Origin of the sequence: Burkholderia sp. BCC1208, assembly GCF_902833095.1 — a bacterium.
GTDB lineage: Bacteria > Pseudomonadota > Gammaproteobacteria > Burkholderiales > Burkholderiaceae > Burkholderia.
The window spans coordinates 292,487-306,254 of record NZ_CADFDY010000003.1; the positions used below are offsets into that span (position 1 = coordinate 292,487).

General features: G+C 61.1%; 11 protein-coding genes. 3 read left to right on the forward strand and 8 right to left on the reverse strand.

What is annotated here, in order from left to right:
• Positions 1-453 precede the first annotated feature (453 nt).
• The gene (locus HWX09_RS08900; RefSeq protein ID WP_143751688.1) at positions 454-2,478 is read left to right on the forward strand and encodes a hypothetical protein; all 2,025 of its coding nucleotides are present in this window, start codon (positions 454-456) and stop codon (positions 2,476-2,478) included.
• A 376-nt stretch (positions 2,479-2,854) separates the two neighbouring features.
• On the opposite strand, the gene HWX09_RS08905 is transcribed toward HWX09_RS08900, so the two are convergent.
• Positions 2,855-3,976: a sensor histidine kinase gene (locus HWX09_RS08905; protein ID WP_027786502.1), complete on the reverse strand. Its 1,122-nt coding sequence runs from the start codon at positions 3,974-3,976 to the stop codon at positions 2,855-2,857.
• Between the two features lie 398 nt (positions 3,977-4,374).
• On the opposite strand from HWX09_RS08905, the gene HWX09_RS08910 reads away from it, so the two are divergent.
• On the forward strand, positions 4,375-5,490 hold the full coding sequence (locus HWX09_RS08910) for a PHB depolymerase family esterase (protein WP_027786501.1): 1,116 nt from the start codon (positions 4,375-4,377) through the stop codon (positions 5,488-5,490).
• A 32-nt stretch (positions 5,491-5,522) separates the two neighbouring features.
• Here the strand turns inward: HWX09_RS08910 and HWX09_RS08915 are convergent, their stop codons facing one another.
• The 6 genes from HWX09_RS08915 to HWX09_RS08940 all read right to left on the reverse strand — a co-directional run bounded on the left by HWX09_RS08915 (position 5,523) and on the right by HWX09_RS08940 (position 12,197).
• Positions 5,523-7,292, reverse strand: a complete 1,770-nt coding sequence (locus HWX09_RS08915) for a histidine kinase (RefSeq protein WP_027786500.1) — start codon at positions 7,290-7,292, stop codon at positions 5,523-5,525.
• An 85-nt stretch (positions 7,293-7,377) separates the two neighbouring features.
• Positions 7,378-8,790, reverse strand: coding sequence for an HD domain-containing phosphohydrolase (locus HWX09_RS08920; protein WP_027786499.1), 1,413 nt, complete (start codon positions 8,788-8,790; stop codon positions 7,378-7,380).
• Positions 8,791-8,911: 121 nt separating this feature from the next.
• Positions 8,912-9,367 carry a GNAT family N-acetyltransferase gene (locus HWX09_RS08925; protein WP_027786498.1) on the reverse strand — a complete coding sequence of 152 codons (456 nt, stop codon included), beginning with the start codon at positions 9,365-9,367 and terminating at the stop codon, positions 8,912-8,914.
• A gap of 371 nt (positions 9,368-9,738) precedes the next feature.
• Positions 9,739-10,140 (reverse strand): hypothetical protein, encoded by a 402-nt coding sequence (locus HWX09_RS08930; RefSeq protein ID WP_152777264.1) that lies wholly within the window; start codon positions 10,138-10,140, stop codon positions 9,739-9,741.
• 172 nt (positions 10,141-10,312) lie between these two features.
• On the reverse strand, positions 10,313-11,551 hold the full coding sequence (locus HWX09_RS08935; RefSeq protein WP_027786496.1) for a dicarboxylate/amino acid:cation symporter: 1,239 nt from the start codon (positions 11,549-11,551) through the stop codon (positions 10,313-10,315).
• Positions 11,535-12,197, reverse strand: a complete 663-nt coding sequence (locus tag HWX09_RS08940; RefSeq protein WP_027786495.1) for a GntR family transcriptional regulator — start codon at positions 12,195-12,197, stop codon at positions 11,535-11,537. Before HWX09_RS08940 ends, HWX09_RS08935 begins: the two co-directional genes overlap by 17 nt.
• Positions 12,198-12,346: 149 nt before the next feature.
• Between HWX09_RS08940 and HWX09_RS08945 the strand changes: the two genes are divergently transcribed.
• Positions 12,347-12,811, forward strand: coding sequence for a GNAT family N-acetyltransferase (locus tag HWX09_RS08945; RefSeq protein WP_027786494.1), 465 nt, complete (start codon positions 12,347-12,349; stop codon positions 12,809-12,811).
• On the opposite strand, the gene HWX09_RS08950 is transcribed toward HWX09_RS08945, so the two are convergent.
• Positions 12,785-13,177: a hypothetical protein gene (locus HWX09_RS08950; RefSeq protein ID WP_143751687.1), complete on the reverse strand. Its 393-nt coding sequence runs from the start codon at positions 13,175-13,177 to the stop codon at positions 12,785-12,787. The genes HWX09_RS08945 and HWX09_RS08950 overlap by 27 nt on opposite strands.
• Positions 13,178-13,768 lie beyond the last annotated feature (591 nt).

Sequence of the window (13,768 nt, forward strand, 5' to 3'; positions counted from 1 at the left end):
CAGTCTAGTCGCGGAGTTGACGAGCACAAGCGGCATCGGCGCGATAGCGCGAAGAGCGCGATCTTCGACTGAACGTCTGCAGTGCACCGGGGAAGCGACCGGTCGAGCGTTTGCCGGCGCACGCCGACGAATGACGGATATTGGCCGGAAGTCGCCGGTCGGCGCCCGGTGCGGCCCGACCGGCGACTTCCGACCCATTGCTGACAGTCGAGCAGTCACGGCTACAACGGCAGGAAGCAAAGTGGAACGGACATTCCGCGTGTTTCTCTGTAGATCCATCTTGGGAAAGCCTTATGTCAAAATCGACGTATTCGCCACTTTTCTGCCGAGAGTACAATGTTCCGAATGGATCAAGTTTGCCGATTAATTAATCGAAAATGGTATTAAAGCAAGAACGACGACGTGCTTCACACTGCGTAAAAATTAGTGACTTCTAAATTAACGGGGAAAATAATGGGTGATTTTGTACAACTAGTTCAATCTGAAGGTGTTGACGGCCCGCGTCGGACCAAATTTACAGAAAAAAAGTGGAAAGCCGCATTTGATAGCGTGAAATCGCCTGATATCGCTGACCGGCGTTTATATGATGCCGCTTTGGTGATTCACACGAAGCTTGGGAATATTCGTAGCAGATTAAAGCTTTCGACAACAAAAGATCTCACTACGACAGAAAAAGTACGAGCGTTTGTTGCTGCTGCAAATCACGGCTTTCTTGTCGCGCAAGAAAAGACCCGAGAGGCGTTAATCGCAGTGGGAAGGGAGCTTGCGCAGCGAAACGACGACGGGATCCGTCCTGAGGACATTTTCGCGGAAGTCAAACTTGAACTGCCTGGCGGATTTGAATGGTCGCCCAATGAAATTGTTGAGAGCCTCGTCGAGGGAATTGAAATTCCTATCAAAGTTGCATTGCAAGACGATCCGGATCTGAGCGGAAACCCCCGCATGGCGCAGATTTCGTGGAAAGACATTCTATTGGAACTCAATCTAGGGATCACGTATCGTCACACGGAAGATCTCTGGGATGATTGTCTTTGGAATGGCTATGGCGTAATAGAGGTGAAAAATAGGACGGTGTTTGTTCCGAAGGACATAGATGTGAAGCGGGGTCAGGCCGTCGGCATTGCCAGACGACACACTTTGTGGACCGGATTTTCGCTTCAGGCAAAGATGTTACATCGTGAATACGCTGCTCGGGGCGCAACTATGCGCATTCGAGACATCAAGGCGATACGCAAAGAAGGTAGAAAGCAAGTAATTAGCGTTTCAAGACTAGGCGAAAGCTCAGAGGCGCAAGAGGATCAGGTATTACTGAGAATGCTAGCAAATGAACCGTACTACCAGGAACTACTTGGGAAAGACTTGCCATCTCTAGAGGGTGTGACACTCACTGAGATCCTCGACGCATGGGTCGTTATATCACGTGCAGCTCAAATGCTATTGGCGACCATCTCTGATCATGAACGCGCTGCTAACGATCAAGAGGCTCCCACCCACACTTGGTTGCCGGCGTTTGTTCCCGTATTGCAAACCGAAGCACTGGTTCAGGCAATTTCGTCCGCCGCAGCTATCGCGCCGGCCAAAGGGCGAAAGATCGTCGATTTCTTTACCTTTTATGGGAAGGCCGGGCAGGAGATCTGGGATTCCCCGCTGGTACCCGTCGGTTCAAAGGTAGTCGCACCGATTTTCGCCGCAATTGTTAACCCGAATTTGAGAAGATTGGTTGACATTTGGATGCGGCGCGGCGGGATTGACCTGGAAGTCCGAGGAGATCCCTTCGAAGCGCATGTCAGATCGAAGATGGTAGCAGCCATCAATGCTTCCCCCGTTCTGGCAGGCAAGGCTGTTTGCATTGCAGACAACTATGTGTTTAGTCCGTCGGCAGGTCGATCCGAGCAGATTGATTTGATAATCGTGATCGGTTCGACCGTTCTGGTTGGTGAGAGCAAGTGCATTCTCGAACCTACTGAAGCGAAAGCGCTTGCCATGCACCAACGCACGGTTCTTGGGGCCGCGGATCAGGCCTTGCGAAAATCAAAGGCCTTGACGGATAACCGGGGTGATTTCGTGACTGATGTCGCGCGGCTCGGGATAAAGCTCCACGAGGACTTCAAAGTTGTACCACTTGCCGTCGTCAGCACGTCGACCCATGTTGGTATTCCCGCCAAGGGGGTTTCGGTTGTGGATGAGTACATTCTCGGTAAGTATCTCGAAGGTGAACTCGAAGATGCTGGTCTGGATATGAGTAACCTCGCGGTTGTAAAGCGGATTAAACGGGTTTTTTATTCCGACCTCGCTGAAGCCGAAGCACGTGTGGCGGATTATCTTGCTTCTCCACCTCAGGTTCAAAGGCTGCGAGACGGGGTCAAGGTTCGTCTCGTGCCGCTGCATGCAATCAGTGAAACCGACTGGGAGGGACTGGTACTCACATTGGAGTGCGTTCCCCGGTCTAACGCTATTACTGCCGACGCGAACCTTTGAGGAAACCGGCCGCTGGCACCAAGCCGGTCCAACCGCGGCAAAGGTCGACGACTTTGATGCAGCCTTAGGTTGATAGGATGGCCGTTTGCGGAGTGGAGCGGCCGTCTGAATGTGTCGGCACTGCATAAAACGAAAGTCGCTTTATGGCCGGTAACGGCCCATCGCCATCACCGGCCGCAAGCCAGATGGCGAACCTCAAGCGATCGCATGCGGGCCACTGCGAACTCATCGGCCAAAGCAACTTTTCGCGATCACGTGAGCACGCCCCCGCAGCAGCAGTTTCAACCGCCGCCCCGACGGATGCATCACCACCATCCCACAAGCCCCCGAGTCGAACCGCCCGAAGCCGACGCATCCCCGGCCCACACTCCCCACTTCACGCGCCTCTCGGCAAGCGCACCGTGAACACGGTTTCCCTCTGATCGGACCGCGCGTCGATCCGACCGCGATGCGCCTTGGCAATTTCGTTGGCGATGAACAAGCCGAGTCCCAGGCCGATATCGTCACCCGTTCTTTCCGGATGATCCGCCCCGCGCTGAAGCGGATCGAAGATGCGGTCCAGCGTGAGCCGATCCATGGCCGGGCCGTTGTTGCCGACCTCGATGAGCACTTCCGCGCCGGCCGCCGCGGCCATCACCCGCACCCGTGTCCCGGGCGCTCCATACTTGACCGCATTGCTCACCAGATTGCTCAGCAATTGCTGCATTCGCTGATCGTCCCAATCGCCTCGAAGGTCGCCGCTCATATCGAGCGTAATTTCACGATCGGGATGACCTGCACGCAATTCGTCCACCACGTTGACGAGCACGTGCGCGAGATCGATCGTACGGGGAACGACGTTGATGCCCAGTCCGAGCTGGGTTCGATTGAAATCGCAGAGATCGTCGAGAAGGCCGTGCATGCGTCCACCACTCCTGATCAGGCGCGCGGCTGCTTCCGATACCTCCTCCCCTGCATTGAGCGCGGCGAGATACGACGCCGTGACCTGGATCGTCTGCAGCGGCGTGCGCATGTCGTGGCCGAGCATGCCGAGGAGCAAGTTGCGAGCCTGCTCGGCCTGTTCGGTAAAAAAGGCGACGGATTCCGCCAGCGCTTGATCGACCGCCTCGTTGAAGCGCATGACGTCGTCCAGATCAGGCACGCTCGGCTGACACTCGTCGATCCACAAGCGCAGCACACTGGCGCGCAGCGCCCGATACTCGGCTGCCAGTTGATTGATGTTGAAGCCCCGCCGGGCGCGCAGGACGGCATGCGTCTGGGCGGCCGTCTCTGCGGCATTCACCGGCTCGGGCGCGCGCCCCAACGATTTTTCATGTTGCGCTTTCCTCGTTTGCGGCGTCGCGATGTCCTTGGCGACGGCGGTCAGGATCTCACGCGCGTGGTCGCGCAGCCCGAGCGAGTTCATGTTCCTCGCGGCTGGTAACAGGGTAGCGGCGAACGCTTCCCACTGCACCAGGATCGGTTCCATGTTCCGTACGATGAAATCGGCAAGCCGCATGTCGCCCCTCACAACGGAATGATCGGTGGACACTTCAGTCGAACCGCACGATATCACGCGAATATCGACGTCAGCCGGCGATTCAATCGCCGTCGTCGTTTCCGGCTGCGCGGGCGATGAGCACCGAGCGGCAGCGTCGATCGACCTAGCCCTGGCCAGGCATTCGGAGCCCTTGAACGATACGCGACTGAATTTGCGGTCGCGACGGGGCCGAAGCGAACGTCGATTCGCACGCACGTCACGTCGGGCGGCTAGCATCGCCGATAATCGGTGCGACGCTGTCCGATTGCCGCGGCGCCGGCAGCACGAACCTTGCGCCGCGCTCGTTCGTCTTTCATCCCGACGCCGGATTCGGCCGCATTTTCCTGCCACGGCCGGCCGCCGGCACGCAACTGCACATGCCCAGGAAAAAATCCAGCCTCTGGCTGCGGCCTCTCGACCTGTTTTCCATCGCGACCGGCACACGCCCGAAGAAGCAGGCCGGCAGATCGCGGCCGGCCGTCAAAAAGGCCAGCAAAAAGGTGGCCCAACGGGCCGTCAAGCCGGCCGCCACCGTCCGTACCGCGAGACGGACCGGGTCCGCGCACGGAGCCCGCATCCCATCGGCCCGACCACCCGGCACGTGGCTCCGCTCGTTTCATTCCGCCGGCCCGAGCGCCGGCCGGTTCGTGAACCATCTTGCGTACGCGCTGTATCTTCCCGCCTCCCCGGCCATAACAGCGGGTATGCCGGCCGTCGTCATGCTGCACGGCTGCAAGCAGACCGCGGAATCGTTCGCCGCGGGCACGCGCATGTGCCGTCTCGCGGAGCGGTCGGGATTCGCCGTGCTGTTTCCCGAGCAGGCCAAGACGGCCCATGCGCACCGCTGCTGGCACTGGCACGGCGACGCGACCGAATCCGAAGCCGCGGCCGTCGCGTCGCTGGTCGACGCCATCGTGCAACGCCACGGCTTCGATCGCGACCGGATCTACGTGGCCGGCATGTCCGCCGGCGCCGGGCTCGCCGCGGCGCTGGCGATACGGTATCCCGACCGCTTCGCGGCGGTCGGCCTGCACTCGGGCCCGGCCATCGCGCCGCCGTCGTCGACGATGGCCGCGATGAGCCTGATGCGTCGCGGCATCCGCGACGATCCGATCCATGTGCTCGACGCGTGCACCGACGTCGCGTCCTATCCCGGCATGCCGGCGCTCGTCGTGCACGGCGCGCTCGATACGGTCGTGACCGACCGGAACGCGGCGCAGCTCGGCATCGCGTTCGCGCGACTCAACCGGCTCGTCGACGAACACGGTGCGATCCGCGTCGGCGAGCAACGCAGCTACACGCAGGACGATGCGGACTACGTCGATTATCTAAAGCGTGGACGGCTGGTCGTCAGGGTTTGTGTCGTTCGCGGGCTGCGGCATGCATGGAGCGGCGGAGATCCGAGCGAGCCGTTCCATTCCGCCACCGGGCCGGACGCGACCTCGATGTTCTGGCATTTCTTTCGTCGTCAGCGCCGCAAGCGATCGACATGACGCACGACGCTCGCGCCCCCGCCGTCATGTCGTCATGCCCGTTGCTCCAGCGCGACCGCGTTCGCGCGGTCGCCGGCACGCCGCACCGGCAACCGTATCCGGAAGGTCGTGCCGCGCCCCGGTTCGCTGGTCACGTCGATGGTGCCGCGATGACGCTCGATGATGCCGTGCGATACCGACAGCCCGAGCCCCGTGCCCTGCCCGACCGGCTTCGTGGTGAAGAACGGATCGAAGATCCGCCGGACGACGTCGGGCGTCATGCCGGCGCCGGTATCGCTGATCGCGACCGACACTTGATCGCCGTCGCTCGACGTGCGGATCGTGATCACGCCGCGCTCCGGAATCGCCTGCGCCGCGTTGACCAGCAGGTTCATGAAAACCTGGTTCAACTGCGACGGCAGGCATTCGACGTGCGGGACATCGCCGTAATCGCGCACGATGTCGGCCTTGTACTTGAGTTCGTTGTGGACGACGTTGAGCGTGCTCTCGAGGCCCGCATGGAGATCGACCACGCTCCATTCGTCGCTGGCCGGACGCGAGAAATCGCGCAGGTCCTGCACGATGCGCCGCACGCGCAGCGCGCCGTCGATCGACTCGTCGATCAGCATCGCGATCTCGTCCCGGACATAGTCGAGATCGGCCGCGCGGTGCACGGCCGTCAACGTGTCGCGAGTGGCTGGATCGAGCTGCGGCAGCGCGGCTTCATGTGCCGCGACCACATCGATCAGGCTGCGCACCCACGTCTTCAACGTATTGAGGTTCGCGCTGACGAAGCCGATCGGATTGTTGATCTCGTGCGCGACGCCGGCCGCGAGCTGGCCGATCGATGCGAGCTTTTCCGACTGCAGCAACTGCTCGTGCGTTTCCTCGAGCGCATGCAACAGGCGCCGCTGTTCGTCCTTCTCCCGTTCGAGCAGCGCATGCGCGGCCTTGCGCTCGTCGATCTCGGCCGCCATGTTCTCGCGCGTGCGTTGCAGCATCCGCGTCGTCTGTTCGTAGCTATGCAGCGCGCGTTCGAGTTCGCTGGTTCTCACCCGCACGAGCCGTTCGAGCGTGTCGGTCATCCCGCGCAGGAAAGTTGTGCGCGCATCGAAACGGCACACCAGCAGCGTGACGACCAGCGTCGCCATCGTGAACAACGCGACCGTCGTCGCGAGCCACGGTGCGTCGACCCCGTTCGCGGCGCCGCACCGCGCATCCGGCGCGAAATGCGCGGCCGCCATCGCCGTGTAGTGCATGCCGGTAATCGCGATGCCCATGATGACGGCCGCGCCGATGCGTTGCGCGGTCGCGTGGCGCGCCTGTTGCATGCGCAACGCCTGCGCGATCCACAGCGCGGCCGTCGACGCGATCACCGCGATGCCGATCGACGCGGCGAACAGTGCGGCATCGTAGCGAATGCCGGGCTGCATGTGCATCGCGGCCATCCCCGTGTAATGCATGCCGGCGATCCCGCCGCCCATCAGCACGCCGCCCGCGCACAGCCGCCACCAGGCCAACCGTGCGCGCGTGACGACGTTCAGCGCGAAATACGATACGAGCACCGCGATCGCCAGCGACGCGCCGGTTTCCTGCCATGCATAGCCGAGCGACACCGGCAACGAAAACGCGAGCATGCCGACGAAATGCATCGACCAGATTCCGGTGCCCATCGCCGCCGCACCGCCGCCCAGCCATGCGCGCTTGAGCTTCGGATTGTCGAGCAGCGAGATGAACGCGGCGAGGTCGAGCGTCGTATAGGAAGCCAGCGTCGCGATCGCGAGCGACAGCAGGACGAGCGGAAGGTTGTAGGTGCCATGCATGATCGGACGCCCCGGAACGGGTTGAATGCATCGCCGCGGTGCGCGCGGTCGCGCACACCGCGGCCGTCAGGCCGACGTGTCGACGTCAGGCCGCCGGCGCACCTGCGTTGGGCGCGTGCGCCTGCCCGGCCGGACGGGCCAGCACGAGAATGTCGAACGGCGTGCCCTCCCGTGTCTCGAAGCGGCGCACGAGCTCGATCTGGTGCGCGGACATCACGCTGCCTTTCGTCATCAACAACACGCCGCGATGCGTGCGCAGATCGTCGGCGAGCTGCATCCCCTCGCGCAGTTGCGCCGACCGAATTTCCGCGACGGACGCCGCGATGCCGAGACTTGCCGGATCCCGCATCAACTCGATGAAGCGCGCGACCAGTTGCGGGTCGTAACGCACGCTCGCCTGCGAGCGCAACACGTCGATTGCCTGTTCGATCGAATGCGGCGCACCGATTTCGCCGTTGCGCAACCCTTCGAAATCGCGCGCGATCGCGACGATCCGCGACCCGATCGGGATCGCGTCGCCGACCAGGCCGTCCGGTGTGCCACGGCCGTTGAAGCGCTCGTACTGGTGCAACACGATCGATGCGACCTTGTGCAACTGGGCGACCGGCGTGAGCACCATCTGCGCACGCAACGGATGCTCCTGGAACACGCGGTGCTCGTCCGTCGTCATCCGCGCGAGCGGCTTGTGCAGCAATTCGTCCGGCAGCGACAGCTTGCCGATGCCGTGCAACAGCCCCGCGAAATAGACGTCCTGCGCGTGCAGTTCGCTCATCCCGGCCGCCAGCGCGAGCCGCCGCGCGATCTCGCCGACCCGCATCGCATGCCCGCTCGCGGCCCCGCAGCGCAGCTCGATCATGCTCGCGCACACCTGAACCATCGCCGTGAAACTGCTTTTCAGGTCGCGTTGCGCCGCTTCGAGAAACATCACCGTCTGGCCAAGCTCTTCGGTGCGCGCGCGAACCTGCGTTTCGAGGTCCGTATTGAAACGGCGCAGCGCTTCGTTCTGCGCCTCCGTCAGCGCCGCCAGCCGCGCCGCTTCGCGACGCAGACGGCGCTGCTCCAGCGCCTGCTCGATGGTCAACAGCAGGTCGTGGTCGTCCCACGGCTTGTTCAGGTAGCGATACACGCCGCCTTCGTTGACGGCCTGCATGACCGACGCGATCTCCGCATAGCCGGTCAGCAAAATGCGCATCGTGTCCGGGTACAGCCCCCGCGCGCGCGCCAGGAATTCCGCGCCGCTCATGTGCGGCATGCGCATGTCGGACACGATCAGGTCGATTTCCGTCGACGCCAGGATGTCGAGCGCGGCCTCGCCGCTGTCGGCGATCACGATGTCGTAGCCGGTGGGCCGGAACACGCGCCTGAGCGCCGACAGCACGTTCGGTTCGTCGTCGACCAGCAGGATCGACGGTACGCGGGCCGCCTCGCCGGATGCCGCCGCATTGTCGGACGTTTCGGGCGGCACGGCATTCACGTCGTTTGTTGCAGATGTGGTCATAATCGGCCTCGGATCAATTATTTACGCCCTCTCTGCAACATCGGCCGGGTCCGCATTTTCCACATTGGTGGAAACGCTAATGTGCGCGTGTCGATTCCCACCGGCATGCATCGCACGAACGCTATGTCGTTGACGCGCCGGGTTCGCGCCGGTAGTAGATGTCCCATTCCGCTTCGTCGGTTCGCACGAAACCGTGCCGTTCGTAGAAGCGGTTCGAGTCGCTGCCGCGCAGTGCGCCGACGCGAACGGGCATCCGGTGTGCGTCGGCTTGGGCAAGGATCTCGCGGAGCACGGCGGCGCCGATGCCCTTCCCCTGATGCGCGGGCACGATGTACAGGTGGTCGAGCAGCCAGTGATCCGCCATCGGGCGAAGCGTGTAGAAGCCCGCACGCGAATGGTCGACTTCGATGAAACGGCATAGCGCCGGGTCGAACGACACGAGAAACCGGTCGCGCGCACGCCGAGGATCGAAACGGCCGATGCGCTCGAGGCTGTCGCGCATCGCGGCAATGCGGATCGCGACGAGGGTTTCGGCGTCGGCGTGCGTGACGGGGAGGAAGGTCGGGGTCACTGTCATTGGGCTGGCGGGATGCAGGGGAAAGCGAACGCTCGGTTTGGCGGTGCGGCCCCCCAGCATCGAGGCGAGTGATCGCCTCAGGGCGGCTTGACGCCTTGCGCCCGCGTGAACCGACTTCTGACATCTTCGCTCGAAGGAGACTTCAGCGCGGCGCGCCGCTCCTTGATCGGAGGGCGCGCGGCAAACGAACCGATTCAATCGGCTCAATGAATAAAAAGCGCTGGCCGGTGAACCGGCCAGCAAATTGGTCCTGGCGATCCGAGGTTGAGGTGTGCCAGGACCACATGCATTAAATGGCGGACGCGTGCAGACGCCCCGGTATGTCAAACGATTGGCTCCTCCGAGCCTGCGCGGCGATCTGTGATCGCAGTTTAGGCCGGGCTAACCGATGCGATCAAGTCCGCGCGCACGCCCGTCAACCTGAATGCATCGACGGGCTTCGGCACTTCCCATGTTGCGATCGCCGCTTCAGTCGGCAGATAGTCAGGATCGGCCGACGCGACCCCAGCCCACACGCCTCGCGACACCTGTCTGCCATGGAGATAAAAATGCAACTCCCGGCCCGCGCGGTCGCAAATACATCTGATTCTCTCCACCGACCGGCCCAGTCCTCTAATCTGTGCGATCTGGTTGCGATCCAGTTCGAACACGGCGCTCACCACCCCATCGCAATCGACCATGCCGATCATGTTGCTGTCATCGGTGAATGTCCACGACGGATGCGGCGTGCCTAGGCGCAGCATGAAAAAATCCGCAGATTCTGAACCAACCATCACGTTTCTCCTGCAATGATACGTCGTTCTACTAACTGCAACTTGATGAATACGCTTGCTCATCCAACCGTGCCTCCTCGCCGTGCGTGGATGCTCGGGTGAACGTACGCCAGCGCCTTGCAATGGGCGCGCGCAACGTTGAAGCGCGCAGCGCCCGGCGCTTTCGAAGCACCTACACACTCGCCTGACCCGTCACGGTATCTGCGGCCATACTGTCCGAACCGGAAAGCCTCACCGCGACAGCCGCTGCCGCCGTGCTTCCGTAGACGTTGAGGGCGGTTCTCCCCATGTCGAAAAAGGCGTCGACGCCCAACAGCAGCAGCACCGCATCGGCCGGCAAGCCGATCGACGTGAGAACGATGGTGATGGCCACGATCGCCCCGGAGGGCACATTGGCTGCACCGTCGATGGTGACGACCGTCAAAATCAAAATCGTGATCACCAGCGGCCAGGACCAGACAAGGTGATATGCGTCGGCCAGATAACCGACCGCGAGGGCCGTATAGAGAACCGCGCCGTCGCGATTGAAAATATAGGCCAGAGGCAAAATCGTGGACGCCACGCCGTAAGGCACGCCCAATTCAACCAGCTTCTTCAGGTGCAACGGATAGGTAATTTCGGACGAACGCGTCGTGAAGCCGAGGATCAGTGGCTCCCTCACTTTCCTGAGCACGGCGAGCGGCGACTGACCGGCGACGCGAATGACGATGGTGAGTACGACCGCCAGAACCGCCATGCCGAGATAGGCCACGCCAAGAAGCTCGACAAGCGAGTGCGCGCCCGCAAAGCCCTTGGCCGACAACAACTGCGCGATCGCGGCGAAGATCGCGAGCGGCGACCATGCGATCACCCACTGGATCATCTTGAACAGCCCCGACAGCAACGCCTCGAAAACGGCAATCGCGGGCTCGGCACGCTCCGGGGCAGCCGACAATGCCGCGCCGAAAATGACGCCGAAAACGAGCACCGGCAGAGAATTCCCTGCGGAAAGCGCGGCGACGATGTTGGCGGGAATCAAATCAACGAGAAATTTCGTCCAGTCGATGCTGGACGCGAGCGCTGCGGGCATCGATCCAGAGTGAGCCGCGCTCGCGCCAAGACCCGGTCGAAATACGAAGTTGAGCAAGAGGCCGAACGATGCAGCCAAGCCAGTCATCAACACGAAGAAGCCGATACTGGACAGTGCGACCTTTCCAAGCCGCTCGCGAAGTCTGCCCGCACGAAAGACCCCGACCGTGACCGACAGGAAGATCAACGGCATGACGACCATCTTGATCGCGTGGCCGAACATCGTGCTCAGAAAGCCCAGCTTCGCGGCAAAGCCCGGAGCAAACACGCCGCAAGCGACGCCCAGGACAAGCCCGCCAAGCATTTGCATCGGAAGGGAAAGCCCTTTATTTTTCGTGTTCATGCCTCGCCTTTAGCAGTTTTATCCGTGCGGGCGTACCGTCAACGATGTGATTCCACATATGCTGACGCGCAAGCTCGCCGTCGTTCGCTTCGATTGCGTGAAAGATGTGCAGGTGCTCGATCGTGCCGCGCCGAACGGTTTCAGCGTCGCCGCGCGGGAGTTCGTTCAGGGCCAAGGTCTGGGCCCGCAATAGACCATACGCCGATGAGATTCGTACGTTCCGTGCGGCAGCAAACAACTCTTGATGAAACACCCAACCGATACGTTGCTCGAGCATGATGTCCGAGACGTCTCGGTCAACCAGTTCCTGCATTTTTGCCGCCGCGTCGCAAAGGCCTGCCGTTACTCCCGATCTCGCTGCAAGAAACGCTGCGGTACTCTCCAGGGCCAGCCGCATTTCAAAAATTTCGCGAAGATCGCTGGTAGTCGGCGACGCGACATATGTGCCACTCTTTTCGATCACGACGACCAACCCTTCGGACTCGAGCAAATGCAATGCGCTGCGCACCGGCATTTGGCCGAAACCCAGTTCGTCCGACAGGCCTCGGTGCGATACTTTCTGCCCAGGCGCAAGGCGGCCGTCAAAAATCCTCGACCGGATCTCGTCGTAGGCCAGCTCTGCATCTGTCGAGACTTTCGACGTCATCTGTGATCGCAGTTAGCGTATGATTCAAAAAAGAAAGTGATAGGAAATTACCCTTACTCGCCATGTCCGGCAACTGCTAATTTTGCGAGTGAGTATGCCGAAAGAGAATTGGAAGAAAAATCTGCGTCACGAAGAGAGCCGATAATTATATGACTTCACAAGATGTGCGCTTTACCATCTGTGCCGTCCGCGCGGAAGAAACCTATCCCCTCAGGGCCGCGGTCTTGATGGCTGGAGATGAAGAGGGAAGCGCTCTACACGGAGATCACGCCCCAACGACAATCCACTTTGCCGTTCGTGACAACGACAATATCGTTGCCGTGGCATCGGTGTGTAAAGAAGGACAATCCGGCGTTTCGAATGCCGAAGCGTGGCGCCTTCGCGGCATGGCCGTCCATCCGTCGGTACGCGGCCTGGGGTTCGGACGCCTGCTGGTCAATCTTTCCATTCGCCATGTCCGCGAACAGCGCGGCACCCTGCTCTGGTGTACGGCGCGCGAATCAGCCTACCCATTCTACGAAATGCTCGGCTTTGATCGCGATCCGATACCGATTTCAATGCATGGCCGCGACGACATGAAATTCTATCTAATGCAGCGCCAAATCGTGGGCTGATTCCATCTGCGACCGACGTTCGATCGCAATCGCGGGCCGATACCAGGCGCTGGCTGCCGGCCCGAAAACACCGGTTCGCCCAGCGTCCGCATTAGCTGGTTCGCCCGCGCGAAGATCAAGATCGTGTGCGACGACGATTGTCGCAATACCTGCATCATCCAGCGCGCCGCCGAACGGTAGCGCCATTCGCTTGTCTCGCGAGTTTCCGGTCAAGACGGTTGAATATTCAACAATCGTCTTTACCGTTTCGATTGTTGCAATCCCAGAGAAAATGGAACGGTTACCAAGAACGAACCTTGGCGACCGATTTTCGGCGAGGGCTCTACGCTTGTTGAACGACCGAATTTGACCCGGTGCGGCGATCAATGCGACCTGCCAACCGCGGTACGTTCCTCTCCGATTGTTGCTCCCCGTGGCTGCCCCTTGCAGCCCGCTATCGCCCTCACATCACCTCGCCCGCATTCGCTTGCCGTTGTCGAGATCGTCAGCGTGATGGCGCGCAGGCCTCGATAACCCTTCGTCCTGATGCCGGCGCCTCTAAGGGAAACTCCGGAAGGCGCCAGGCCATCAAACGAGATTAACTTATATCAAACTAATTTTGACGGGAATTTATGTTCCTGATATGGTTTTTACGCTTGCAAAGTGCGACCACGCTGTATTGGCGCCGGGCGAAAAGATTGGCGCACGTCGCCGTGGCTGAACCGGCCGCCTGGTCAGTCCGCGAGGATCGCCGATATTTCCAGCGCGTCTTTTGTCGCTAGTGGAGCAGCCTCTGGTCTCGCCGTCGCCGACTTCGCTCGCAGGCATTGCACGAGCGTGGAGTGCGACGGTCGAGCAGCGTGACGTTCCCCATGCCATTTTATAAGGACCACGAAATGAGCGAACTCGATATGCCGACTTGGCGAATGTGACGCCGCCCGATTCGACCGATACGACGCGCAGACCGCGAATACGACC